18 protein-coding genes are annotated in these 24,902 nt (G+C 73.7%); 7 read left to right on the forward strand and 11 right to left on the reverse strand.

What is annotated here, in order from left to right:
- Positions 1-23 precede the first annotated feature (23 nt).
- Positions 24-719, reverse strand: coding sequence for an SDR family NAD(P)-dependent oxidoreductase (locus tag FL583_RS01220; RefSeq protein WP_142702543.1), 696 nt, complete (start codon positions 717-719; stop codon positions 24-26).
- 101 nt (positions 720-820) lie between these two features.
- Between FL583_RS01220 and FL583_RS01225 the strand changes: the two genes are divergently transcribed.
- Positions 821-1,681 (forward strand): helix-turn-helix transcriptional regulator, encoded by an 861-nt coding sequence (locus FL583_RS01225; protein WP_142702544.1) that lies wholly within the window; start codon positions 821-823, stop codon positions 1,679-1,681.
- On the opposite strand, the gene FL583_RS01230 is transcribed toward FL583_RS01225, so the two are convergent.
- The gene (locus tag FL583_RS01230) at positions 1,658-4,405 is read right to left on the reverse strand and encodes a tetratricopeptide repeat protein (RefSeq protein ID WP_142702545.1); all 2,748 of its coding nucleotides are present in this window, start codon (positions 4,403-4,405) and stop codon (positions 1,658-1,660) included. The genes FL583_RS01225 and FL583_RS01230 overlap by 24 nt on opposite strands.
- A gap of 117 nt (positions 4,406-4,522) precedes the next feature.
- Between FL583_RS01230 and FL583_RS01235 the strand changes: the two genes are divergently transcribed.
- Entirely contained in the window at positions 4,523-6,073 is a 1,551-nt protein-coding gene (locus tag FL583_RS01235) for an ATP-binding protein (protein ID WP_205751755.1), read from the forward strand.
- Between the two features lie 73 nt (positions 6,074-6,146).
- Here the strand turns inward: FL583_RS01235 and FL583_RS01240 are convergent, their stop codons facing one another.
- From FL583_RS01240 to FL583_RS01250, 3 genes are all read right to left on the reverse strand, one after another.
- Positions 6,147-7,883: an FAD-dependent oxidoreductase gene (locus tag FL583_RS01240; protein WP_142702546.1), complete on the reverse strand. Its 1,737-nt coding sequence runs from the start codon at positions 7,881-7,883 to the stop codon at positions 6,147-6,149.
- A 9-nt stretch (positions 7,884-7,892) separates the two neighbouring features.
- Complete coding sequence (locus FL583_RS01245; RefSeq protein WP_142702547.1) at positions 7,893-9,845, reverse strand: maleylacetate reductase and hydroxyquinol 1,2-dioxygenase domain-containing protein; 1,953 nt, start codon at positions 9,843-9,845, stop codon at positions 7,893-7,895.
- Positions 9,846-9,935: 90 nt separating this feature from the next.
- On the reverse strand, positions 9,936-10,796 hold the full coding sequence (locus FL583_RS01250; protein ID WP_142702548.1) for a helix-turn-helix domain-containing protein: 861 nt from the start codon (positions 10,794-10,796) through the stop codon (positions 9,936-9,938).
- Between the two features lie 39 nt (positions 10,797-10,835).
- On the opposite strand from FL583_RS01250, the gene FL583_RS01255 reads away from it, so the two are divergent.
- Positions 10,836-11,348 carry a DsbA family protein gene (locus tag FL583_RS01255; protein WP_142702549.1) on the forward strand — a complete coding sequence of 171 codons (513 nt, stop codon included), beginning with the start codon at positions 10,836-10,838 and terminating at the stop codon, positions 11,346-11,348.
- 7 nt (positions 11,349-11,355) lie between these two features.
- Here FL583_RS01255 and nhaA read toward each other — a convergent pair whose 3' ends face one another.
- The 6 genes from nhaA to FL583_RS01285 form a co-directional block, all read right to left on the reverse strand.
- Positions 11,356-12,786, reverse strand: a complete 1,431-nt coding sequence (gene nhaA / locus FL583_RS01260) for a Na+/H+ antiporter NhaA (protein WP_142702550.1) — start codon at positions 12,784-12,786, stop codon at positions 11,356-11,358.
- Positions 12,787-12,841: 55 nt separating this feature from the next.
- Complete coding sequence (locus FL583_RS01265; RefSeq protein ID WP_170323428.1) at positions 12,842-14,032, reverse strand: MFS transporter; 1,191 nt, start codon at positions 14,030-14,032, stop codon at positions 12,842-12,844.
- A gap of 80 nt (positions 14,033-14,112) precedes the next feature.
- Positions 14,113-15,336, reverse strand: coding sequence for an adenylosuccinate synthetase (locus tag FL583_RS01270; protein WP_142702552.1), 1,224 nt, complete (start codon positions 15,334-15,336; stop codon positions 14,113-14,115).
- Complete coding sequence (locus tag FL583_RS01275) at positions 15,333-16,301, reverse strand: type 2 periplasmic-binding domain-containing protein (RefSeq protein WP_205751756.1); 969 nt, start codon at positions 16,299-16,301, stop codon at positions 15,333-15,335. The genes FL583_RS01270 and FL583_RS01275 overlap by 4 nt, the downstream gene beginning before the upstream one ends.
- Before the next feature lie 10 nt (positions 16,302-16,311).
- Positions 16,312-17,232: a lipopolysaccharide kinase InaA family protein gene (locus FL583_RS01280; protein WP_142702553.1), complete on the reverse strand. Its 921-nt coding sequence runs from the start codon at positions 17,230-17,232 to the stop codon at positions 16,312-16,314.
- Positions 17,229-17,984, reverse strand: coding sequence for an NUDIX hydrolase (locus FL583_RS01285; RefSeq protein WP_142702554.1), 756 nt, complete (start codon positions 17,982-17,984; stop codon positions 17,229-17,231). The genes FL583_RS01280 and FL583_RS01285 overlap by 4 nt, the downstream gene beginning before the upstream one ends.
- An 84-nt stretch (positions 17,985-18,068) precedes the next feature.
- Between FL583_RS01285 and FL583_RS01290 the strand changes: the two genes are divergently transcribed.
- The 4 genes from FL583_RS01290 to FL583_RS01305 all read left to right on the forward strand — a co-directional run bounded on the left by FL583_RS01290 (position 18,069) and on the right by FL583_RS01305 (position 24,898).
- Positions 18,069-19,172, forward strand: a complete 1,104-nt coding sequence (locus FL583_RS01290; RefSeq protein ID WP_142702555.1) for a glycosyltransferase — start codon at positions 18,069-18,071, stop codon at positions 19,170-19,172.
- Positions 19,173-19,364: 192 nt separating this feature from the next.
- Positions 19,365-21,020 (forward strand): DUF4331 domain-containing protein, encoded by a 1,656-nt coding sequence (locus tag FL583_RS01295; RefSeq protein WP_142702556.1) that lies wholly within the window; start codon positions 19,365-19,367, stop codon positions 21,018-21,020.
- A 990-nt stretch (positions 21,021-22,010) separates the two neighbouring features.
- Entirely contained in the window at positions 22,011-23,279 is a 1,269-nt protein-coding gene (locus FL583_RS01300; RefSeq protein WP_142702557.1) for a tetratricopeptide repeat protein, read from the forward strand.
- Entirely contained in the window at positions 23,279-24,898 is a 1,620-nt protein-coding gene (locus FL583_RS01305; RefSeq protein ID WP_142702558.1) for a HoxN/HupN/NixA family nickel/cobalt transporter, read from the forward strand. Before FL583_RS01300 ends, FL583_RS01305 begins: the two co-directional genes overlap by 1 nt.
- The last annotated feature ends 4 nt before the right edge of the window (positions 24,899-24,902 follow it).

Genomic DNA, 24,902 nt, shown 5'->3' on the forward strand with positions numbered 1-24,902 from the left:
GACAGCGGCATCCGGCCCTCGACTCACCAGGGAACGGTCCCCGAGCGGTCCTGGAACGTGCCGGTCGGGCCGTCGGGGCCGATCGTCGCGAGCGCGACGATCGCGTCGGTGCCCTCCTCGAGCGTCTGCGGACCGCTGTGGTTGTTGAAGTCGGTCGCGGTCCAGCCCGGGTCGACGACGTTGACCCGCAGCTCCGGGAGCGCCTTCGCGTACTGCGTGGTCAGCATCGTCACGGCGGCCTTGGACGAGGTGTAGAGGGGCAGCGGGAGCGTCGACTCGACCCGGTCCGGGTCGTGCGTCACGCCGAACGAGCCCAGGCCGCTGCTGACGTTCACGATGACCGGATTCTCCGAGGTCTTCAGCAGCGGCAGGAACGCGTGCGTGACCCGGACGATCCCGATCACGTTGGTGTCGAACACGTACGCCGCGTCGGCGGCGGTCAGGTCCGCGGCCGGCCCGTGCGCGCCGGGGACCCCGGCGTTGTTGATCAGGACGTCGACGTGGCCCTCGTGGGCGGCGACGTCCGCGGCCGCGGCGGCGACCGACTCGTCATCGGTGACGTCGATCTGGACGAAACGGGCGCCGAGCGCGTCGGCGGCGGTGCGGCCGCGCTCGGGGTCGCGGGCGCCGATCAGCACGGTGTGGCCGAGGCCGATCAGACGGCGGGCGGATTCGTAGCCGAGGCTCTTGTTGGCTCCGGTGATGAACGTGACTGTCATGGCTCCACCGTGCGGTACCGGCGGGCCCGCTACCAGAGAGCCCTCGACGGTAGGACCAGCAGTACCAGGGTGGTCGGCGCGGAGCGGAGGATCATGGGGTCATGACATCCGACACCCTCGGCGAGACGCTCCGGACCTGGCGCGACCGGCTCTCCCCGGCCGACGCGGGGCTGCCGGTCGCGGCCAAGCGCCGGACCGCCGGGCTGCGTCGCGAGGAGTTGGCCAACCTGGCCGGGCTCTCGGTCGACTACGTGGTGCGGCTCGAACAGGGCCGGGCGACGACGCCGTCGGCCCAGGTCGTCGGCGCGCTGGCCCGGGCGCTGCAGCTCGACGACTGCGAGCGCGACCACCTGTACCTGCTGGCCGGGTTGCAGCCGCCGTCGGCCGGGCTGGTGTCCGACCACGTGCCGCCGGGCGTCCAGCGGTTGATCACACGGCTCGGGGAGATCCCGCTCGGGGTGTTCGCGGCCGACTGGCAGCTGATCAGCTGGAGTCCGCTCTGGGCCGCGTTGATCGGTGACCCGGCCTCGGTCCCGCCGGCCGACCGCAACCTGGTTCGGGCCCGCTTCGGGCTCGCCTCCGACGTAGTGCTGGCCCGGTGGCCGGTCGTCTCCGAGCTGGGGCCCGAGGTCCTCGAGCGGGCCGTGGTCTCCGACCTGCGGTCGGCCGAGGCCCGGTATCCGGACGACCCGCGCGTGACCGGTCTCATTGCGGACGCCCTGGCGGGCAGCGAGCGGTTCGCCCGGCTCTGGGCCTCGGGGGCGGTGGGGGTGCACATCTCGGACCGGAAGACGATCGAGCACCCGGTCGTCGGGCCGGTTCTCGTCGACTGCGACGTGCTGACGGTTCCCTGCGCGGACCTGCGGATCGTCACGTACACGACGCCGACCGGCTCGCCGGACGCCGAGAAGATCGAGTTCCTGCGGGTCGCGGCGCCGCTAGCGGAGACCGTAGGCGGTTAGCCAGGCCCAGTGACCGGGGTCGGCGAACGGCGCGCGGGACTCGGCGCGTTCGGTGACGACGGCCAGGGCGGCGGCGTCCAGGTCGGGGCGTTCGGCGGCCCAGGCGAGCAGGTCGTCGCCGGACGAGGTGCGGGCGCATTCCTGGGCCGCGTGCACGGCGGTGTAGACGTCGGCGCCGTCGGCCAGCGCGTCGGCGAGCCAGGTCGTGAGCACCGCGCCGGTCAGCGCGTCGACCGGGCGGGTGCTCGCGACGACCGCGGTGGCGCCGGCCCGGAGCAGCGTCGCGACGATCGGCGCGGGGACGGCGGCGCGGTCACCCGGGGCGAGCAGCACCGTCACCCCGGCCCAGGGCAGGGTGGCCAGGCGGGGCGGGGCGAGCCGGTCGGGCGAGCCGTCCGGACCGGCGAGCAGCAGGCCGCTGCGCCGCGGACGACGCGGGTCGGTGACGACCGGGACGGCCAGGTGCAGGAGCGGGGTCCCGGCCAGCGCGCCGGCGAGGCGGTCGGCGGTGACGGCCGGGCCGCAGATCGGCGTGGTGCCGAGGGTGCGGGCGGCGTGGGCGGCCGCGACCCGGGCGAACGGCTGGTCCCCGAGCGGATCCGCGAACACCCACCCGGGCCCGCGCCCCGCGGGTGCGCCCGGCCCGCCTGCCGCGGCGGACCCCGGCCCATCGAGCAGCTCGGGCAGAACGGAGACGTCGGCCGAGGCGAACCGGGCCGACGGCAGGGAACCGGGGGCGACCAGCCGCACCGGGCCGGCCAGGCCGTCGAGCACCTCGCGGAGCTTCCGATCCACGGCCGACCCGGGCGCCCACTCTTCGAGCGCGATCGCCTCGGCCACCACCGGGACGTCAGGGGCAGCCGTGAGCAGATGGATACTCCGCACTCCCGCGAACGCCACGACCAGCGTCGCCCCGCCCCGACCCGACCCGGAGCCGTCGGCGCGTTCGAGCAGCGCCAGCGCCTCGTCCGGACGTCCGAGCACGACCGAGGCCTCGGCGGCGTCCGCATAGGGCATGGTCGGCAGGGATCCGGCGCCGCGGGCGCGGAGCTCGTCGGCGGCGGCGCAGGCGTCGGCGAGCGTCGCCGCGGTGGACTCGGTGACCGTGCCGTCGACGAGGTCGAGCCGTCCCAGCGTGCCCTGCGCCGCCAGGCGCACCACCGGATCGTCGCTCGAGCCGAGCGCGACCAGCCGCTCGCGCAGCGGGGCGACCTCGGCGCCGCGGTCGGCGTCGACCAGGAATCGGACGAGCGCGGCCAGGGCCTCGGCCAGCGCCGCCGCCGCGCCCGGCGGCGCGAGGCCCGCCACCGCGAGGTGGCGGCCGGCCTCGGCCGACCCGACCGCCTCGCGCAGGTACTGCTCGGTGAGCGCGTCCGCGCCGTAGCGACGGCAGACCTCGGCCGCGGCCGCGGCGAGCTCGGTCAGCGTGACGCTGTCGGCGCCGCCGAGCTCGGCCAGAGCCCGGGCCCGCGGCACGAGCTCGAGCACCGCCAGCTCGGCGGCCAGCCGGCACTGGCCGACGATCGCGACGAGCTCGGTGCGGGCGTCCCCGAGCGCCGCGGCCTGGGTCCGGGCCCGCTCCAGCAGCCCCCAGGCGGCCGCGTCGTCGCCGCGGAGCAGCGCGAGCCGCCCCTGCCCGGCCCAGACCCGCGGCAGCACGTGGGCCGCGCCCAGCGACGACCACATCACGTCGGCGAGCTGCAGCTTCGCGTCCGCGTCGGCCAGGCGGTACTCGGCCAGCAGCGCCTCGGCCTCCTCCAGCGACCGCATCCCGACCGTCGCCGGTGCGCCGACCGCGACCACCGACGCGACGTCGGGCCGCAGACCCTGGGTCACGGCCTCGGCGGCCGCGCGGAACGCCGGGTGGGCGGTCGTCGGCAGCTGACCCGCGGCCGCGCGGCGCTGCGTCTCGGCCTCGACCGCCCGGACGCGCGCCGCGTAGCCCTCGGTGTAGTGCTGCGGGTCGGGGGCGACGGACCGGGAGCGGGCCAGGTCGTGGGCGCGGACGAACGCGTCGGCCGCGGTCGGCGGGTCGCAGTCCCGGGCCGCGCCGGCCAGCGCGACGACCGCGGTGTACTCGTCGGACGGGGACTCGGCCTCGCGGAGGAGCGCGGCCGCGGCCCGGAGCCGCTCGACGCCGGGCTCGACCCGGCCGCGGCGGCAGAGCTCCCGGCCGAGCGAGAGCAGCATCGTGGCCCGGTCGGCCGGGGCGACGCCGGGCTGGTCGAGCGCCTCCTGGTAGTAGCCGGCGGCGCGCGGGTCGTCGGCCCGGGCGAGCAGGTCGGCGTAGTTGCGCAGGACCGTCACCCGGCCCGGGCCGGGCGGAACCGTGCGGACCAGCTGGACGGCCTGCCGGAAGTAGCCGTCGGCGCGCTCCAGGTCGGAGGCCGCGAGCTCGACGAACGCCATCCCGCTGACCGCGGCCCCGGCCAGGTGCGGGTCGCCCAGCGCCTCGGCGACGTCGAGCGCGGCGCTGTAGTAGCCGCGGGCCGCGTCGAGCCGGCCCGACGTGCGGGCGCACTGGCCGAGCAGCCGGTAGGCGAGGAACCCGTTGGTGTGCGGGCCGACCTCGGTGACCAGCGGCAACGCCCCGGCCAGGAGTTGTTCGGCCTCTGTCGCGCGGCCCTGTTCGAGCAGCGTGTGGCCGCGGACGACGTGATCGCGGAGCGCGGCTTCGGGGGTGACGTCGGGGTGCCGACGCTCCCGCCGACCCCTACCGAACATGCCCGTCCCCGATCTTCGACCGACCCCGGCAGGGTAACGAGCCCGGACAAGTCGTGCGGTCTCGAGCTCGACGGGCGGATCCGGATAGGGGTTGCGGTGGCGGGGTAGCAACGAAGGGTGGAGCCGAACACGCCCTTCGCCCTGCGGCCCGACCTGCGGACGTTCACGCACGCCGGCTGCACGATCACGCTCGTGGACGCCGAACGGATCCTGGCCGCCGCCGACGGGCCGCGGGTGGAGCTGCTGTCGGGCGTCGCTTTCCCGCCGCCGGTCCGGTCGGTGGCGCTGTCGCTGGCCCACGAGGACACGGAGTTCTTTCTGGACGCGAGCATCCGGACCGGCACCGAGTCGGGCGAGCGGGCCGGGGTGACCGTGCTCGGGAACGACCCGATCGGCGTCTTCCTGTCCCGGCGGGTCGAGTCCGGGGATCCGTGGGCGACGCGGCTGGTCGACGGCGTCTCGTCGGTCATCGGGAACTTCTCCCGCCGCCTGGATCAGACCCGGGAGGATCAAGACCGGTCTTCGGACGCCTCGCCGGCCGACGTCCTCGACGTCGAGGCCGAGGTGTCCGACCAGGCCAGCGGCGTCGTCGCGACCGCGCGCACGGCCGAGCGCACGATCGTCCTCCGCTCGACGGTTCCCGCCGCCGAGATGTCCGTGGCCCACCTCGAAGGCTTCTGCCGCCTCGTTCTCGACGCGGTGGCCGACGCCACCGGCCCCGACGCACTCGTCGGCCAGGTGATCACGGTCTCGGCGACGTCCGGCGGCCCCGACCGGGTGACGCTCGACCAGGTCGGCGGGCTCGACGACATCGTCGCCCAGCTCCGCGAGATCGCCGCGTCGTTCCGCCACCCTCAGGCCCTGGCCCGCTGGGGCGCCAAGCGCCCGCAGGGCGCGCTGTTCTACGGCCCCCCGGGCACCGGCAAGACCATGCTCGCCCGCGCGCTCGCGAACGAGATCGGCGCCCGGTTCCGGGAGATCCGGACGACCGAGATCCTCGACAAGTGGCTCGGCTCGTCCGAGCGGAACATCAAGCAGATCTTCCGCGACGCCCGGCGCTACTCCGAGCCGACCGTGATGCTGTTCGACGAGTTCGACACGATCATCGGCTACGCCAGCGAGGGCGGCGACGCCGCCAGCCAGGCCATCAACTCGGTCGCCGGCATCTTCAAGCAGGAGATGAACACGCTGGTCGACGCGAACCCGAACGTCTTCGTGGTCGCGACGACGAACTTTCCCGAGCGGATCGACCCGTCGCTGGTGCGGTCGGGGCGGTTCGACATCAAGCTCGCGGTGCCCGCTCCGGACGCCACCGGCCGCGCCCAGATCCTGGCCAAGATGATCCGTCAGCTCATCGTCGAACACGAGGTACCGGGGTTCCGGATGTTCGCCGACGACGTCGACATCGCGGCCTGCGCGACGCTGAGCCAGGGGCTGACCGGCGCGGACCTGGCCGAGGTGCTGCGCCGGGCGCAGCTCTCCAAGGCGATGCGGGAAGCGCGCACCGGCTCGCCGGCGTCGGCGATCAGCCAGGAGGACCTCCGCCGGCAGATCGCCGACGTCCGCGCGTCGGCCGCGCCGCGCCCGCGTCCTCAGGGCCTCCCGTTCCTAGGCCGCCCCTGGCCGGCGACCCCCCGCCCGGAGAATCCCGACACCCCCGAGTCGTAGCGCGTGCCGGCGTCCGCCGGCGCGACCCGACCGCGCGGCCCAGCGCTGGCCGACCGTGGGGTCCCCGGCCAGATCACCGGGCCAGGATCGTCCGGAGCGCGGCTCCCAGCGCGGCGGCGGGATCGGCCGGCAGCGTCTCCACCCGGTGACCGACATAGTTGTCCGGCCGGGTCAGCACCGCTCCGGTGTCCCCGACCCCGCGCACCGCCGCCCAGTCCCCGTAGAGGTCCTCGTACTCCGCCCCGGGCCCGATCGCCACCACCGCGATCTCCACCCCCAGCTCCGCGCCCACGGACGCCGCCGCGTCCGCCCAGGCCTCCCCGCCGACGCCGGTGAGCAGCGTGAACCGCCCGTGGCCGCCGAGGTCGAGCGTCGAGAGCCGCGAGGACCCCCGGCCGACCCAGGCGTGCGGCACCTTCGCGCCCGGCACCGTCGTCGCGAAGTGGAACAGCTCGTCGTCGCGGGGGTTCTCGGCCGCGGTCCCGTCCGGGACCACCGCCGGCGACACGTACCGCTGGTTCAGCTCGACCCCGTGGGTGTTGAACTCGTAGTCCTTGAACGCCACGGCCTCGCGCAGCGCCTGGCGCTGCTTGTCGGCGCCGGGGTTCTTCCGCGCGGCCATGTTGACCTGCATCTGGTCGGGATCCTCGGTCGAGAGCAACCCGAGCGCGTCGAAGATCCGACGGGTGTCGCCGATGCTCTGGTTGGCCCGGTTCACGATCTGCTTCCCGATCGGCGCCCGCTCGGCGGTGTACGTCTCGAGCAGCTCCGGCCCGGCCGTCCCCTTGAGCACGTGAGCGAGCTTCCAGGCCAGGTTGTAGGCGTCCTGAATGGACGTATTGGACCCCAGCCCGTTCGACGGCGGGTGCCGGTGCACGGCGTCCCCGGCGCAGAACACCCGGCCGGAGGAGTACCGCTCCGCGTACAGGTGGTTCACCGTCCAGGCCGACGACGACGTGATCCGCACCGGCACCGACGGGTCCCCGATCAGCTGGTGCGCGATCCGGCGCGCGTACTCCTCGGTGAGATCCGGCGGCGAGCCGTTGATGTCGTAGCCCCAGACGATCAGCCACTCGTGCCACGGGCGCACGCACCGGACCAGCCCCATCCCGATGCCGCCGACGTCCGATCCGGTCTGCAGCACCCAGTACAGCGTGCTCGGCCGGTGGGCCACGAACCGGGTCAGGTCGGCCTCGAACACGATGTTGATCGAACCGGCCACGCCCATCTGCCCGACCGTCGGCAGCCCGATGTCGGCCGCGACCTGCGATCGCCCGCCGTCGGCCCCGATCAGGTACTTGGCCCGGATCTCGTACTCGTCGCCCCGGAGCCGGTCCCGCACCGTCGCGGTGACACCGGAAGCGTCCTGGGTCAACGAGACGTACTCCGTGTCGTACCGGAATCTCGTCCCGCGGGCGATCGCCGCGTTCACCAGCACCGGCTCCATCAGGTGCTGCGGCATGTCGCAGATCGACGTCGGCGAGGCCAGGTCGTGCTCGGCCTTGCGCGCCGGATGCGTGTACCAGGTGTGCAGCCGGCCCAGCTCCTCCCCGGCCAGCGACGTGCAGAACGGCGTGTCGCCCATCAGGTGCTGCGGCGTCGCTTGCGCGACGACGGTCTCCTCGAGACCGGCGTCCCGCAGGACCTCCATCGTGCGCTGGTTCGTGATGTGCGCGCGTGGGGTGTCGGCCAGCCGCGAGTACTTGGTGACGACGACGTTGGGGACGCCGTAGGTGCTGAGCAGCAGTGCCGCGGCCCCACCGGCCGGGCCGCTACCGACGACGAGGACGTCCGTTTCCACCTGGGCCATGGGGGCACCTCATCCGATCCGGAACGTGTAGGTGAGCTCACGCCACTCGCCGGGCTTTCCGTCCGGCCGCGAACCCCCGCCGGGGCCGAAGTCGACGATCAGGTCGTCCTTGACCCCGAACACCGTGTCGGAGTCGAGGTAGGCGCCGCCGTCGACGAACAGCTGCGTGATCAGCCGCCGGTGCCCGGGGGCGTCGATCAGGAAGTGCAGGTGCGGCGCCCGGTACGGATGGCGTCCGGTCGCGGTGAGCATCGCGCCGACCGGCCCGTCGACCGGGATCGGGTACTCCGACGGCAGGATCGTCCAGAACCGCACGTGCCCGTCGGCCTCGCTGTGCAGCCGGCCGCGGAGCACCGGCCCGTCGAGGTCGGGCAGCTGCAGGTCGTAAAACCCGTCCTCGTTGCTCTGCCACACGTCGACGGTGGCGTCGGCGATCGGCTCTCCGTTCACACCTTCGATGCGGACGTCCACCCAGAGCGGGGTTCCGGGCAGACTGCCGGAGATGTCGGCGCCCGGAGCCACCGGCGGCGGGCCGGGTACGTAGAACGGGCCGAGCACCGCCGACGGGGTCGTGTCGGGCGTGCGGGAGTTCGTCAGCAGGTCGACCATGCTCGAGACGCCGAGCGTGTCCGAGAGCAGGACGAACTCCTGGCGCGTGGGGCTGGTGATCTCGCCGGTGCGGGTGAGGAAGTCGATCGCGTACTGCCACTCGTCCTGGGTGACGTCGTTGTCCTCGGCGAACGCGTGCAGCCGGCGGACCAGGTCGGTGACCAGCTGCTTGGTCCGGGGATCGGGGGTGCCCGCGAAGCTGGCGACGACCTGCTCGGTGAGCCAGGAGAAGTCCGGGGCCCCGGCCGGCCTCGTCCCGGCCAGCGCGTCGGCGAGCAGCCCGGCGATGCCGTCTTCGGTGACCTCACGCGGATTCGGGTACGGCTTGGCGGTCGCGAGCTTCGCCGCGGCGGGGATGTCGTCGCGCTTCAGGCCGAGCTCCGCGAGCGAGGTGGGCCCGCCGACCTCCACGACGAAGTCGTACATCATCGCCGCGGCGTCCTGCCCGCGCGCCGAGCGTCCAGCGAACGCCGGCCCATCGGCCCCACCGTCGCCGGGGCGCGAGGCGGCGAGCGCCGTCGCGACGCGGGCCATCGCTTCGGGCGCCGCGGCGGCGTTGTAGGCCATCGCGTGCGGCAGGACGACCGTGTGCGTCTCGGCGTGCGGCAGCCCGAACGACCCACCCAGCGTGTGGCACAGCTTGTGGTGCAGGCCCATCCCGACCGCACCCAGACACGTCCCGGCCAGCCAGGCCCCGGCCAGCGCGTCAGCCCGGGCGTCGGCGTCGTCGGGCGCGGCGACGATCCGGCGCAGCCCCGACGCCAGCAGCGTGATCGACTGCACCGCCATCGCGTCCACCGCCGGGTTGGCGTCGGCCGAGTACAGCGCCTCGACCGCGTGGGCCATCGCATTGACGCCGCTGACCACCGACAACCCGACCGGCATCCCGAGCGTCAGGTCGACGTCGTAGATCACGGTCGCGGGCAGGATCCCGGGCTCGGTACGCGTCGTCTTGACGCCGTCGGACGTCTCGCCGAGCGTCGGCGTCACCTCCGAGCCGGCGTACGTGGTGGCCACCGCGACCAGCGGGATCCCCCGCCGTACGGCGACGGCCTTGCCGAGCCCGGTCGCCGAGCCGCCGCCGATCGAGACCACGCAGTCGACGTCGCCGGCCGCGGCCAGCGCCCGCTCGGTGACCTCGACCGGAGTGTGCATCGCAGCCCCGTCGAACCGGGCCGCGACGAGATCGCCCAGCCCCTCGGCGGCCCGTGCGACGACGTCCGGCTGCGACGAGCCCGACACCAGCAGCGCCCGCTGGCGGCCCAGGCGCTCGACCTCCCCCCGCAGATCGGCCAGCGTGCCTGCACCGAACAGCACCCGCACCGGATGAGCGGCGTAAATGAAACCCCGCACCACGCCTCCTCGACCTCGCTGTCGCGGCCGAGTATCCCCGCACCCGGCCGACCTGGTCCTGCACGATCCTGCTACGCCGTCGGCACGAAATCAGCGCCGCAACGCGGCCGGGGTGACTCCGCGGTGGGTGCGCATCACCCGGGTCAGGTGCTCCTGGTGCGAGAAACCGCAGCGGGTGGCGATCTCGGCGATCGACAGCGCGCGGTTGCGCAGCAGACGGGTCGCCGCGTCGAGGCGCACCCGCAGCAGGTACTGGTGGGGCGCCAGGCCGGTGCGGGCCTTGAACTGGCGGGAGAACTGGCTGACGCTCAGCCCGGCCGCGTCGGCCATCGCGGCCAGCGGCACCGGCTCGCCCAGCCGGGCGTCGAGCAGGCCGGTGACGGCCGCGAACTGCCGATCGCCCAGCCCGGCCGCCCGCCTCGACGTCAGCCGCCGGTTCGAGTGCCCGCGGGCGAGCTGGGCGGCCAGCAGCGTCCCGAGCTGGTCGACGTAGGTCCGGGCGGCCGGCTCCCACGACGTCAGCACGCCGTCGAGCGCCAGCACGACCTGCTCCAGCAGCGGATCCCGGGCCCCGAGCTCCTCGACCAGGTCCACCGCCGGGCCGTCGTGCGCCTGCTGCAGGACGTCGTCACGCAGGTAGACGTGCACCGTGTCGAGCGGGCCACCCAACCGGACCGTCAGGTCCTTCCCGGCCGGGTGGACGAAGAACCCGCCCGGCGGGACCGTCCGCGACGAGGTCAGCCCACCGTGACCGCGGGAGACCGTCACCGGACCGTCGCGGTGCAGGATCACCAGGTGCGTCCGGGCGCCCTCGAACGCGGCCGAGTACGGCTGCTCGCGCTGCGTGGAGACGTAGAGACCGGCCCAGCCGAGCCCGGTGCTCGTGCGCTGCGGCCGCACCCACGGCTGGCGGAGGATGCCGTTGGTGTCGCCCAGGGACAACTCCTCCATCGCCGCATAATAGTCGGAGAACGAGCTACCGTTCACGGTGTGACCGAGGCTCCCGCCATTGATCTGAACCGCCACGTCTACGGCAATCCGGACGCGGAGATCACCGTCGTCGAGTACGGCGACCTGGAGTGCCCGTACTGCGGTGCGGCCGCACCGGTGCTCCATGAGCTGGTCGACAGCTCGAACGGCCGGGTCCGGCTGGTGTTCCGCCACTTCCCGCTGTTCGAGATCCACCCGTTCGCGCTCACCGCGGCGCTGGCCGCGGAGTCGACCGGTGAGCAGTTCTGGGACTTCGTCTGGGTGCTGTTCAAGCACCAGGCCAAGCTCTCCGACCCCGACCTGCAGCACTGGGCCGAGAAGGTCGGCGTCGCCGACCCGGCCTCGGTCACCGGCGAGGCCGCGCAGGCGGCCCGGGCCGCGGTCGAGGCCGACTACGCCTCGGGCGTCGCGCTCGGGGTCCGGGGCACGCCGACGCTCTGCATCAACGACCGGCTGTACACCGGCCGGGTCGAGCTGCGCGAGCTCCGCGCCGCGCTGGGTCTCACTCGGTAGCCGGGCCTCACTCGCTAGCGGTCTCCCGGACGGCCCGCACCTCGGCGATCCTGGCCGCGGTCGGGTCGAGCCAGGGGCCGGTCGGCAGCGCGGGCGGGCCGCCCTCGGAGTCGACCGTGCACAGCGGCAACCGCTCCCCCAGGTACCGCAGCAGCAACGAGCCGAGCACCGCGGCCAGCAGCGACCCGGCCAGCACGCCGATCTTCGCGTCCTGGCGCAGCGCCTCGTCGTCGAACGCCAGGTCGGTGATGAACAGCGCGATCGTGAACCCGATCCCGCACAGGACGGCCCCGCCGATCAGGTGCCCGTACCGCACCCGCCCGGGCAGCGCCCCTAATCCGGTCTTCAGGGCCAGGCCGGCCAGCAGCGAGATCCCGATCGCGTTGCCGACCACCAGCGCCACCGCGACCCCGATCGTCACCCGCGAGGTCGACGCGTCCCGCAGCGTCTCCCAGTCCAGTGGCACCCCGGCGTTGGCCAGCCCGAACAGCGGCAGCACGACCAGCGCGCTGACCGGGTGCAGCGCGTCCTGGAGGCGCTCGTTGGAGCTCAGCGTCGCCCGGGCCGCGGTGTTCGCGAGCCGGACCCGGGCCGGGGTCGCGGCCTCGATCACGGCCCGGCCGTAGTAGGCCAGCCGCTGCCGCTGGGACGGGTCCACCGCGGCGGCCGGCACGATCAGCCCGAGCAGCGCCCCGGCCAGCGTCGGGTGCACGCCGGACTCGAACACGGCCACCCACAGCGCCGCGCCGACCAGCAGATACGGCGCCAGCTGCCAGACCCCGGCGAACCGCAGACCGAGCAGCACCACGACCAGGATCGCGGCCATCCCGAGCGCGCTCGTCGAGACGTGGTCGCTGTAGAACACGGCCATGACGCTGATCGCGCCGATGTCGTCGACGATCGCCAGCGTCAGCAGGAACAGCCGCAGCTGGTCCGGGCAGCGCGGCCCGAACAGCGCCAGGACGCCGACCAGGAACGCGGTGTCGGTCGAGATCGGGATGCCCCAGCCCGCGGCGGCCGGGCCGCTCGGCTGGATCAGGAAGTAGATCAGCGCCGGGAACGCCAGCCCGCCGATCGCGCCCAGTGCGGGCACGATTACGGTGCGCCGGTCGCGCAGCTCACCGACCGTCACTTCACGGCTGATCTCCAGCCCGACGACGAGGAAGAAAATGGACATCGCCGCGTCGTTGACGAAGTGCTGCAGGTCGAGCTCGAGCGCCCAGGAGCCGACCCGGATCGACGACTCGACGTGCCAGAAGCTCTCGTAGGTGTCGCCGGGCAGGTTCGCCCAGACCAGCGCGGCCACGGTGGCGATCAGCAGCACCGCGGCGCTGCCGGCCTCCCGGTTGAGGAACTCCCGGACCGCGGGCGAGAGGTACGGCAACCCGATCCGCGGGGCCGGCCCCGGCCGCGCCGGAATCGGTAGAGAGCTGGTCACGGCGCCTAGGCTGCCAGACCGCACCTGAATCGAACACGTCGCGGTCGTCACATGGTCAGGCCGGTCCGCGCGACGCGGAGCGGATCGCCGGGAGGACGGCGAGGGTGGTGAGCAGCATCAGCGCGGCGAAGACGAAGAACGGGGCCGGGAGGCCGGCCAGCCGGGCGATGGCGCCGCCGCCCAGGCCGCCGACGGCCAGGCCGCCCAGCGCGACCGTGAAGTAGACCGCGTTGACCCGGCCCAGCAGCTCGGAGGGCACCAGCCGCTGGCGCAGCGACACGATCACCACACTGAGCACGAGCACCACGAACCCGTCGACCGCCAGGGCGGCCGCGGCCAGCGCCGGGCTCCGGACGAGCCCGAGCGCGGCCACCGCACCGGCCGAGATCACCGACGTGACGAGGATCAGCACGGGCGCCGGGACCCGCCGGGCGATCCGGTCGGCGACCAGGCCGCCGGCCACCGCGCCGATCGCGCCCACCGCGAGCATCACCCCGTAGCCGCGCGGGCTGACGTTCAGCCGCTGGTCTCCGACCAGCACCAGCAGTCCGTAGCTGGCCCCGGTCATCGCGTTCCCGACGCCGGACAGGAAACTCAGACTGCGGACGACCGGGGAGCGCCAGTACCAGTGGGCACCCGTCCGGATGTCGGCCCAGAGCGACCGGCGCTCGGCCGGCTCGCCACCGGGGGCCGAGCGCGGCAGCAGCGTGAGCACGGCCAGGCTGGCGACCAGCCCCAGCGAGCCGGCCGCGAACGGCAACGCGAGCGCGATCGCCAGCAGGAACCCGCCGATCGGCGGCCCGGCGAACTCGTTCAGCGCGACGAACGTCGTCTGGATCCGGCCGTTGGCCTTCTCCAGCCCGTCCGACGGGACCAGCGCGGGCACCAGCGCCGCGGACGCGTTGTCGAACAGCGTCTCGCAGGTACCGAGGACGACGAACACGACGTAGAGCAACGGCATCGACGCGAACCCGAGCGCGACCGACACCGCGAGCGCGCCGAGCGTCACCGCGCGGACGCCGGTCGCCGCGCGAACCACCGTGCGCCGGTCGGCGCGGTCGACGATCGCGCCCGAGACCAGCGAGAACAGCCAGGGCAGACGCTGCGCGACCGTGAGCCCGGCGATCGCGACCGGGTCGCTGGTCAGCGTGGCCGCGAGGAGCGGGGCGGCGGCCAGGTTGACGCCGTCGGCCAGGTTCGAAATGCCGACCGCGGCCCAGAGCGTCCGGAATGGATCTGTTCGCACCTGTGGCATTCTCCGGGGCGGCCGGGCCGGCCCGACACGGGGGCGGAGGCCGGCCAGCGGGTCCGGACGCGCGACGGCGCTCATGGTACGAGGGCTCGACGCAGGACGGCCGGCCCGCTGGGCGAGTCGGTACCCAGCACGACCGGGACGCCGAGCACGGCCTCGATCTCGGTGACCCGGTCGGCCGGGCGGTAGACGCCCCGGGCGGTGGTTCCGGTCAGGGTGTTCGTGAGCCGTTCCTGGGCGGCCAGGTCGCCGCGGGTGCCCACCGGGATGCGGGTCCAGCCGTTGGCGTACTCCGGGCAGATCCCGAGGGCCGGGTCGGCCGCGTCCAGGTGGGTCACGGCCAGCGCGTCCACTCCCCCGCACACGTCCACCGCGTACCGGTGCGCGACCGCGTCGAAGTGGCCGCGCCGGAACTCGCCCTGCCAGGCTCCGGTGCCGTTGTGCCGCTCGGGCAGGTCCAGCGCCCGGTCCTCGGTGACGTGCGGGCCGGCGCCGTGCCGGGTCGTGTACGTCCGGACGACGCCGAGCCGTTCCGCCCGGGCGCCGGCCAGCAGCGTCTCCGCGTTGGCGAACGTCGTCGTCGACCAGGTCGTGTGCGGGTGCCAGCCGAACCACTCGTCGAGCAGGACGCCCTGCGCGCCCTCGAACACGCACCGCCCGGACGCCAGCAGCCCGCCGAGGTGGCCGGAATCCACGATCGTCACCGCGTCCCGGAACGCCGCGAAGACCGCGACGACGTCGTCCAGCGGCGGAGCGTCCAGAGGGCCGTTCGACGCGGTCAGCCGGTCGCGGACCGCGGCCAGGCGGGACCGCAGGCGGGGCGGGTCCAGCACGTCCCCGACCCGCGGGGCCTCGGCCGGGTGCGCGAGCCCGTAGGCGACGGTCTCGCCGACGCCGAGCCCGCAGCTCCCGTGCCGGCCGGCGCCCCGGCAGCGTTCCCGGGCCCGGTTCGCCGCCCGGTGCCACGGGGTCGCGAGCAACGCGTCGGCGTCGATCGTCAGCAGCCGGAACGGGTCGCGGACGCCGACCGACGCGAGGTGGGCGGCCTCGGCCGCCAGCGCCAGCGGGTCGACGACGACGAACCGGGACAGGTGGGTCGGCACGCCCCGGAACGTGCCCGACCCGAACTGCGCGAACGTGTGGTGCCGGCCATCCGGGAGCACGACGTTGTGCGCGGCCTGGGCGCCGCCGTTGAACCGGACGACGGCTTCCACGTCGGATTCGGCGCAGAGCAGGTCGACGACCCGCCCCTTGCCCGCGTCGCCGTAGCCCAGGTCGACGACGATCGTGTGGGTCACAACCGCACGCTCCCCGAGCCGCCGCGGGACCGGGGCAGCGCCGCCCGCACCGGACGCCCGCGCCGGCGCACGGCCCGGCTGTACGGGGTCAGCGCCTTGCCGACGGTCCGGACGGCCGACGAGCCCAGGTCGGCCAGGTCGGCCAGGCCGGCGTCGAGGTCGGTCGTGTCCTCGTTCAGCCCGATCGTGAGCGCGATCGTCTCGCAGACCGCGTCGAGGTCGTCGAGCTCGAGCACGTTCTCGCCGAGCAGATCGCGCCAGCGCTTCAGCACGGTCCGGTCGCCGGCGTAGGCCGTGCCGGCCGGGAGCAGGTAGTAGACGTGGTAGTTGCGGGTCAGCTCGGCGACCAGCGTCTCGGTTCGGATGTCCTCGGAAATACGATCGCCGATCACGTCGCGGACCTCCCGCGCCTTCACCGACCGGTACGGCAGCTCGTCGCCGATCAGGAAGACGTAGCCCTTGCGGCCGTGCCGCTTGGCGTCCGTGTCGGTGTGCCGGGCCAGGAAGTACATCGCGAGCTCGTAGGACTCCGTCTTCTGGCCGCCGCCACCGCCCTCCAGGACGATGTTCGCCAGGTCGTCGTCCATCCGGTTGTCGGACTCGAACTGGCCGATCTGCAGCGGCACCCGGTCGCAGGTGGCGTCGCCCACCGCGCCGAACAGGATCTGCGGGTCGGTGCAGTAGCCCTTGCGCAGCAGCAGGCCGAGTAACTGCGGCAGCTTCGTCTGCAGCACCCGGGGCACGCCACCCATCGAGCCGGTGACGTCGAACAGCACCGCGATCGGCGTGCTGGCCGGGTGTTCGGCCGAGTCCCGGCTCTCCCGGACCGTGACACCGCGCGGGTCGAGGCTCGGGTGGACGGTGCGGGCGCCGCTGTCGCTGTAGGCGAAGGCGCTCCGGCCGGTGGCCGCGCGGAAGTTCTCGGCCGCGGTGTAGACGTCGGTGGACCAGCGTCCGCTTCCCATGGTGTTCTCCTTAAGCGGGGACGGAAAATTCGCGGAACCTGCGCGGGCCGTAGAGCCGGTGCAGGAGGTCGTCGAGCTCGGCCAGCAGGCGCCAGGCGTCCTGCGGGCGCATCCGGGGCCGGGCCAGGCGGCACCCGTCGGCGAAACGGCGCAGCGCGGGGTGCACGCGCGGCCCCATCAGCCGGAGCATCAGCCCCGAGGCCAGGTACAGGTCGGTCGCCGGGGTGGCCGGCTCCTTCGCCGGCACTTCCGGCGGGTAGGCGTCGCGGTAGCGCGCGACCAAGGCCGGGATCGGCCCGCGGCCGATCACCGCGTAGCACCAGTCGACGATCACCAGGCCGTGTTCGGCCGGGTGGATCAGCACGTGCTCGGGCAGCACCGCGCCGTGCACGACGCCGGCCCGGTGGGCGGCCCCGAGCGCGACCAGGAGCCGGCGCCACATCCAGGCCGCATCCCTGGGGTCGAGGCCGTCGGGGTAGGCCCGCTCGACCTCGGCCAGCGACACGAACCCGGCGCAGTGTTCGAGCACGTTGGCGGCGCGCCGGTCGCCGTCGTCGTCCATGACGAGCGTGTCGAAGAGACGCGGGAAGAAGGCCGGCTTCTGCTTCCGGCGCCGGAGGACCGCCGCCTCGGTCTCGAGCAGGTCGTTGTCGGCCGGGTCGCGGGCCACCTTGAGCAGCGCGGTGCCCTTGGCCGAACGCACCCGGAAGAGGTCGGCCAGGTCGCCGGTGATCGGGTCACCGAGCACGGTGTAGGGCCCGATCCGGCTCTCCCACAGCTCAGTCAGCCGGGTGAACGCCGAGGTCGCGATGCCCTCGCTGCCGAGAGGGGCGGCATCGGGATGCACGATCCGGCGCAGGCGCCGGTAGTCGGCATCGGTGATCGTTTCGGCGGCGAAGATCAGGTGCACGGCGTCCTCGAAATCGGTCACCGCACGTCCTCCTCCGACGTCGGGCGGAGCAGCGGCGGGTGCAGCACCCGGGCGTCGCCGGCCCGGTAGAGCTTGGCCCGCGGGCCGCCCCGGTCGCCGCCGCGCGCGGTCGTCGTCCCGGTGCCCTCGACGAAACCCGGCACCGACAGCACCTTGCGGTGGAAGTTGCCCGCGTGCAGGTCCTCGCCCCAGACCGCCGCGTAGACCGCGCGCAGTTCGGCGATCGTGAACTCCGGCCCGACGAACGCGGTGGCCAGCGGCGAGTACTCGAGCTTGGCCCGGGCCCGCTCCAGGCCGTCGGCCAGGATCCGGCTGTGGTCGAACGCGAGGCGCGCCTCGCTGATCGTCGCGACCGGCACCCAGGCCGCTCCGGCGGCGTCGCCGCCGGGCCGGGGGTCGGGCAGGCTCGGCGCGAACGCGAGGTAGGCCACCGACACGACGCGCATCCGTGGGTCTCGCCCCGGATCGCCGTAGCTCTTCAACTGCTCCAGGTGGACGCGAGCCAGCCGGCCGTTCGTGGCGTCGAGACCGGTCTCCTCGGCGAGTTCGCGCAGAGCCGCGTCGTCGAGGGTCTCGTCGCCGACGAAGCCGCCCGGCAGCGCGAGCCGGGACCTGAACGGGGCCGCCCCCCGCTCGACCAGCAGTACCGACAGCACCCCGTCGCGGATCGTCAGCGCGACGACGTCGACCGAGACCGCGACCGCCGGGTAGTCGCGGGGGTCGTAGGCCTCCAGGAACGCTCGCTCGTTCATCGCCGTTGCCGTTCTTCTCAGATTGAGTAATTCTCTGTACGAGAAGAACGTAACACGGTCGTCAAGGCCTCTACTCTGGACAGCGTGCGGATCCTGTTCTGTGGACGGCCGGCGTACGGACACCTCTATCCGCTCCTCCCGCTCGCGTTCGCGGCCCGGGCGGCCGGGCACACGGTGGTGTTCGCGACCGGCGCGGACTTCGTCGGGAAGCTGGCCGGGTACGGCTTCGACGCCCGCGAGGCGGGCATCAGCGTCGGGGCCGCCGAGGCCGAGGCGACCCGGCGCCACCCCAACGGGCCGGTCGTCGACGTCCTCGTGACGATGTTCGCCGACGTCCTCCCCCGGCGGACGATGCCGGACGTCCACTACCTGCTCTCGCTCATCAAGCCCGACCTGGTCGTCTACGAGATGAGCGACGTCGGGGCCGCGGGCGCCGCCCGCCGGGCCGGGGTGCCGTGCGTGTCGGTGACGATCGGGCGCTCGATGCCGGCCGGGATCCTGGCCGTCGCCGAACCGCACCTGAACTGGATCTGGAACGGCCGTCCGCCGGCCGACCCGATGCTCGGTGACGCCGTGCTCGACTTCTGGCCGGCGTCGATCGCCGACCCGGCGCCGTTGGCGGTGCCCACCCGGTTCCCGATCCGGCCGGTGCCGTGGAGCCCGCCCGGCCGGTGGGAGTCGCCGGGCACGCCGCTGGTGTATCTGACGCTCGGCACGGTCTCGTACGGCAAGACCGACGTGTTCCGGGCGGCGATCGAAGGCCTGGCCGGGTTACCCGTCCAGGTCGTGGTCGCGGTCGGTCCCGGCGACCCGTCGGCGCTCGGCTCGGTGCCGAGTAACGTCCGCATTGCGCAGTTCGTACCGCAGGACCAGGTGCTGCGGGACGCAAGCGTCGTGGTGCACCACGGCGGCAGCGGGACGACGCTGGGCGCGGCCGCGCACGGCCTGCCGCAGCTGATCCTGCCGCAGGGCGCGGATCAGTTCGTGAACGCCGAGGTGATCAGCGCGCAGGGGTCGGGCCTGACGCTGGCCGAGGACGACCTGAGCCCGGGCACGGTCGCCGCGTGCGCGCTCGCGCTCCTGGGTGAACCGGTGCACCGCGCGACCGCCCAGGTTCTGCGCGACGAGATCGCCGCGATGCCGTCGCCGGCCGACGCGCTCGAGGCCCTTCAGGGCTACGTCACATGAGTCACTTGACTAGCCATTGGTTCCGTGGTCTTCGCCGCTCGTGGCGCGCATTGTCGCTCTGAGCTGCGGAGATCTCAAGGTTGCTCGCAAATGGAGAATGTGGCCCACGTCACATAGCTGATCCTCGGGCGTTCTGTGCACGTCCCCCGGGTTGACCACGCTCACGGTTATTTCCATCGTGGAGGAACCCGGATGACGACGACGCCGCTGCCGACGAGTACCCCGTCAGGGGCTCCGCCAACCGGGCGGCGTCTGCGCCGGACCGCAGCCGGTCTGGCCGTTGGAGGGATCGCGCTGGTGACCGCGCTCACCGGTTTCGGACCGATGACCGCGCAGGGCTCGAGCCACCGCGAAGCACCGTTGATCGCCGCCGACCCGGCCGTCGACAACACCGACTTCTACGCGATGGCCAGCCCCGACACCCCCGGCTCGATCCTGCTGATCGCGAACTTCCAGCCGTTCGAGGAGCCCAACGGCGGCCCGAACTTCTACCCGTTCGCGACCGACGCCGCCTACAAGATCAACATCGACAACGACGGCGACGCCAAGCCCGACGTCGTCTTCCGGTGGACGTTCAAGAACCAGGACAAGCGCGGGAACGACACGTTCCTCTACAACAACGGGCCGGTCACGTCGATCAACGACGAGAACCTGCTATTCAAGCAGACCTACACGCTCGACGTCTCGCAGGACGGCGGCCGCCGCTACAGCCAGACGATCGTCCGCAACGCGCCGGTCGCGCCGTCGTTCGTCGGCAAGGCGTCGATGCCCGACTACAAGAAGCTGCGCGACCAGGCGATCGTCAAGAAGGGCAAGGTCAAGGCGTTCGCCGGCCAGGCCGACGACCCGTTCTTCGCCGACCTGCGGGTCTTCGACCTGCTGTACGGCGGCGACCTCAGCGAGGTCGGCCAGGACACGCTGGGTGGCTACAACGTCAACTCGATCGCGCTGCAGGTGCCGGCCGAGGCCCTCGCGTTGCGCGGAAACGTGAAGCGCAACCCGGCCGTCGGCCTGTGGTCGACCACCGAGCGCAACAAGGTCCGGATCTCGGGCAACACCAAGGCGTCGCTCGGCAACGACACGGTGCAGGTCTCCCGGCTGGGTAACCCGCTGGTCAACGAGGTCGTGCTGCCGGCCGGACTGAAGGACGCGTTCAACGCTCTCCGTCCGGATCAGGATGCGGACGTGAAGGAAGCGGTCGATCGGGTCACCGATCCGGAGCTGCCGAAGCTGATCGAGCAGATCTACAAGATCCCGGCGCCGGACGCTCCGCGCGACGACCTGGTGGAGATCTTCCTGACCGGGTTGGCGAAGAAGGCCGACGGCCCGATCGACGTGGACCTGAACTCGCAGCTGCTGAACAAGGACGTCAATGCCAAGAAGTTCCGGGCGTCGGAGATGCTGCGGCTCAACCTGACGAACAAGCACAACACCAAGCCGAACCGGCTGGGGCTGCTCGCCGGTGACACCGAGGGCTTCCCGAACGGCCGTCGCCTCGGCGACGACGTCGTCGACATCGCGATCCAGGCGATGGAGGGTGCGGCTCAGAACGGCAAGCTGGTGGACGCGCTGGCCGCGGGCGACAAGGTGAACGCGAACGATGCTCGGTTCGAGCGGCAGTTCCCGTTCGTCGCGCTGCCGAACGAGGACGGCGTGAACGTCGGTGCGGGTCACACGTCGACCGTGAACCGGGCGGCCACTCAGTCGTTGGGTGCCACCGGGGTATCGGCGATCACCGCGGCGTCGACGACCGCGATCCTGTGTGCGGTGGCCGGGTTCGTCGCCTGGTTCCGTCGCCGCCCGACGACCGCGACGCTCCCGTCGCGGCGGGGTGGGCACCGCCGGTAGCTCGTCCGTAGCGCCCGCCGCCAGGCGGCCGGGTCCGCCTACTGGGATTCGGCCGCCGTCGGGCGGGTGGAATTGCCGCCGGGCGGGCACAATCGGCCGCCGCAAGGCGGGCTTGATCGGGCCGGTCGGGCCCCGGCACGCTCGACCGGCTCTCTCGCCGCCCGCGCTCTACTGAGCGCGGGCGGCACACGCGCAAGTGAGGAGACCCCCATGCCCCCCAAGGCCCCCGCCCCCTCGGTGCCCACCCCCGAGGCCCAAGCGGGCGCTCCGTCCCCGGCCGCGTCCCCGGCCGCTGTCCCCGTGCCTCGGCCCCCTGCCCCGAGAACCCCCGACCCAACGTCCTCAACCCCGAAGCCCGCCGAAGAGCCCGCCACCGCCACGCCCCGCAACGAGGCCATCCCTCCCACCGCTGATGCCACCGCACCGACCGACGAGGCAGCCGCACCGACCGTCGAAGCAGCCGCATCCACCGACGAGGCCAACGCACCGACTACTGAGGCGGCCGCCTCGGTAGTCGAAGCCGCCGCACCCGCGGCACCGCCACCGCTCACGCAGGCCATCGTCACCGCGCCCGCCGCGGAACCCGCCACCGCGCCCACGCCCGCCGCAGAACCCGCCACCGCGCCCGCGCAAGCTCCCGCCGCAGAACCCGCCACCGCGCCCGCGCAAGCTCCCGCCGCAGAACCCGCCACCGCGCCCGCGCACGCGCGCGCCGCAGAACCCGCCACCGCGCCCGCGCACGCTCCCGTCGCGGAACCCGCCACCGCGCCCGCGCCCACGCCCGCCGGAGGGCTCGCCGCCGCGCCCGCGCAGGCTCCCGCTCCAGAAACAGCCGCCCGCCCGGCCACCCCGACCCACGCTCCCGGCCCGCACGCGGGCCCCGGCCCCGACCCGCACCCCGGCCCGGGCCCGGGCCCCAGCCCGCACCCCGGCCCCCACGAGCAGCGATCATCCGTATGGCGGTGGCTGGTCGCCGGCGGGGTCGTCGTCGTGCTCGCCGCCGCCGTGCTCCTCATCGGCGGCGCCCTCGGCCCCCGGAAGACCTCCGAACCCGAACCGACCGCCGCCGCTTCCGGCCGCCGCCCCGACGCGGCCGCCGCCCTCGACGCCGCCATCGCCAAGGCCCAGGAGCGGCTCCGCCGGCTCCCCAAGGACTACGTCACCTGGGCCTCCCTCGGCGGCGCCTACGTCGAGAAAGCCCGCATCACCGCCGACCCCAGCTGGTACCCGAAAGCCGAGGGCGCCCTGAAGCAATCCCTCACGGTGCGCCCGACCCCGAACGCCGCCGCGCTCACCGGACTCGGCGCCCTCGCCAACGCCCGTCACGACTTCGCCACCGCGCGCGCCCGCGCCCGCGAGGCCCTCGCCCAGGACAGGTACTCCCCCGACGCCTACGGAGTCCTCGCCGACGCCGAGACGCAGCTCGGACACCCCACCGAAGCGACCGACGCGATCCAGCACATGCTCGATCTGCGCCCGGCCCTCGCCTCACTGACCCGCGCGTCCTACGACCTCGAGCAGCACGGCCTGGACCAGGACGCCGAGAGGCTCATGCGCCGCGCCCTGATGAGCGCGATCGACCCCGCCGACCTGGCGTTCTGCCGCTACCAGCTCGGCGAGCTGGCCTGGAAGTACGGCAACCTCGCCGCCGCGACCACCGAGTACCGGGCCGGCCTCGAGGCCGACCCCGACTACCTCCCGCTCCACCAGGGCAACGCCCAGCTCGCCGCGGCCCGCGGCGACCTCGACACCGCCCTGGCCGAGTACAAACTCCTCACCGAGCGCACCCCCACCCCGACCTACCTGATCGAGTACGCCGAGTACCTCACCGCGGCCGGGCGGACGGCCGAGGCCACCCAGCAGCTCGCGCTGGCCGAGGCGGCCGGTCAGCTCTTCGCCGCCAACGGCGGCTCCGACGACCTCGCCACTGTCCAGCTCGCCCTCGCCCGCAAGCAGCCCGCCGCGGCTCTCGCCGCCGCCCAGCGCGAGTGGAAACGTCGCCAGTTCTCGGACGTCGCCGACGCGATGGCTCAGGCCCTGCACGCGAACGGCCGCGACGCGGAGGCGCTCCGCTACGCCGAGCGCGCCGCCGCGCTCGGCGTCCACAGTGCGCGTTTCCTGTACCACCGGGGGGTCGTCGAGGCCGCGCTCGGCCGGCCGGCCGCGGCGAAGCGCGACCTGACGGCCGCGCTCGCGCTCAACCCGCACTTCTCACCGGTCGATGCGCCTGCGGCGCGCGCAGCCCTCGGAAGGCTCTGATGCGGACGCTGATCAGCAGGCTGTCGATCGTCGTTCTGGCCCTCGGCCTGATCGTCCTGTGGTCGGCCGACCCGGCGGACGCCCATCCGCTCGGGAACTTCTCGGTGAACCAGCTGGAGAAGATCGCGCTCTACCGGGACCGGGTCGACGTCGCGGCGACCGTCGACGCGGCCGAGCTGCCCACGCTGCAGGACAAGTCCGCGGTGGACGCCGATCACGACGGCACGCCGTCGCCGGCCGAGCGGGCGTCGTACGCGAAGGGGGCGTGTGACGCGCTGTCCGGGGCGTTCGCGGTGACGGTCGACTCGTCGCGGGTGCGCTGGACGGTCTCGTCGGCGGCCTACGAGTACGTGGCCGGGTCGGCCGGGCTCCGGACCAGCCGGTTGACCTGTGCGTTGACCGGTCCGGCGGCGCTCGGGTCGTCGGCCGCGGTGCGGGTGTCGAACGCGTACCGGACCGACCGGGTGGGCTGGCGGGAGCTCACCGCGGTGGGGCACGGGGTCGGGCTGAGCGGGTCGCCGCTGCCGGCCGACGACGTCAGCGACGGGCTGCGCAACTACCCGAAGGACCTGCTGAGCTCGCCGCTCGACGTGCGGTCGGCGTCGTTCCGGGTGCACCCGGGGGCGTCGGACGCGTCGGCGGTGGCCGCGCCGACCGTCTCGGACGGGTCGGTGTTCGCGCGCTGGACCGCGGCCGCCGACGCGAAGCTGCGGGCGCTGGCCGGGCGGCACGAGCTGACTCCGGCGGTCGGGGCACTGGCCGTGCTGCTGGCGCTGGCGCTCGGCGCCGGGCACGCGGCGCTGCCCGGTCACGGAAAGACCGTGATGGCCGCGTACCTGGCCGGGCGGCGCGGCCGTCGGCGCGACGCACTGGTCGTGGGGGGCACCGTGACGCTGACGCACACCGGCGGTGTGCTGGTGCTCGGTCTGTTGCTGACGACGGTCGCGGGGCTGGTCGGCGAGACGGTGCTCGGGTATCTCGGAGTCGTGAGTGGACTGCTGGTCGCCGGGGTCGGCGTGATGATGCTGCTGGAGGCCCGGAGCCGCCGAGCCGGCCACACGCACACCCACGACGACCGCTCGGACGGGCACGGTCACGCGGCGGAGCCGGCCCGGGAGCTGGTTCACGCCGGTGTGGGCTCGGCCGCCGCCGGCCACGACCACGCGCACGAACACAGCGCCGAGCACGAGCATGGTCACGAGCACGCGCATGGCCACGAGCACGGGCACGGGCACACTCACTCGCACGGCCTGTTCGGGCACACGCACTCGCACGGGCCGGAGCGGCCCAGCCGCCTGGGCCTCATCGGCGTCGGCATCGCCGGTGGCCTGGTCCCGAGCCCGTCCGCGCTGGTCATCCTGCTCGGCGCGATCGGCCTCGGCCGCACCGCGTTCGGCATCCTCCTCGTCCTCGGCTACGGCCTCGGCATGGCCGGCGCGCTCACCGCGGCCGGCCTCGCGCTGATCGTCATCCAGGACCGCTGGACCACCTGGCGCCTCACCCCGAAGTTCCTCCCGGCCGCCGCCGCCCGCTGGTCGAAGGCCGCACCCCTGGCCACCGCCGGACTGGTCCTCCTCGTCGGCCTCGGGCTCGCCGTTCGAGCACTGATCGCCGTCTGACGCT

The organism is Cryptosporangium phraense (assembly GCF_006912135.1).
GTDB classification, from domain to species: domain Bacteria; phylum Actinomycetota; class Actinomycetes; order Mycobacteriales; family Cryptosporangiaceae; genus Cryptosporangium; species Cryptosporangium phraense.

Excerpts from the sequence above, each read along its gene's own strand:
- FL583_RS01230 (WP_142702545.1), bottom strand. The coding sequence starts at position 4,405 with ATGTTCGGTAGGGGTCGGCGGGAGCGTCGGCACCCCGACGTCACCCCC.
- FL583_RS01250 (WP_142702548.1), bottom strand. The coding sequence starts at position 10,796 with ATGGAGGAGTTGTCCCTGGGCGACACCAACGGCATCCTCCGCCAGCCG.
- FL583_RS01295 (WP_142702556.1), top strand. The coding sequence starts at position 19,365 with ATGACGACGACGCCGCTGCCGACGAGTACCCCGTCAGGGGCTCCGCCA.
- FL583_RS01275 (WP_205751756.1), bottom strand. The coding sequence starts at position 16,301 with ATGGGAAGCGGACGCTGGTCCACCGACGTCTACACCGCGGCCGAGAAC.
- FL583_RS01285 (WP_142702554.1), bottom strand. The coding sequence starts at position 17,984 with ATGAACGAGCGAGCGTTCCTGGAGGCCTACGACCCCCGCGACTACCCG.
- FL583_RS01240 (WP_142702546.1), bottom strand. The coding sequence starts at position 7,883 with ATGGCCCAGGTGGAAACGGACGTCCTCGTCGTCGGTAGCGGCCCGGCC.
- FL583_RS01225 (WP_142702544.1), top strand. The coding sequence starts at position 821 with ATGACATCCGACACCCTCGGCGAGACGCTCCGGACCTGGCGCGACCGG.
- FL583_RS01220 (WP_142702543.1), bottom strand. The coding sequence starts at position 719 with ATGACAGTCACGTTCATCACCGGAGCCAACAAGAGCCTCGGCTACGAA.
- FL583_RS01305 (WP_142702558.1), top strand. The coding sequence starts at position 23,279 with ATGCGGACGCTGATCAGCAGGCTGTCGATCGTCGTTCTGGCCCTCGGC.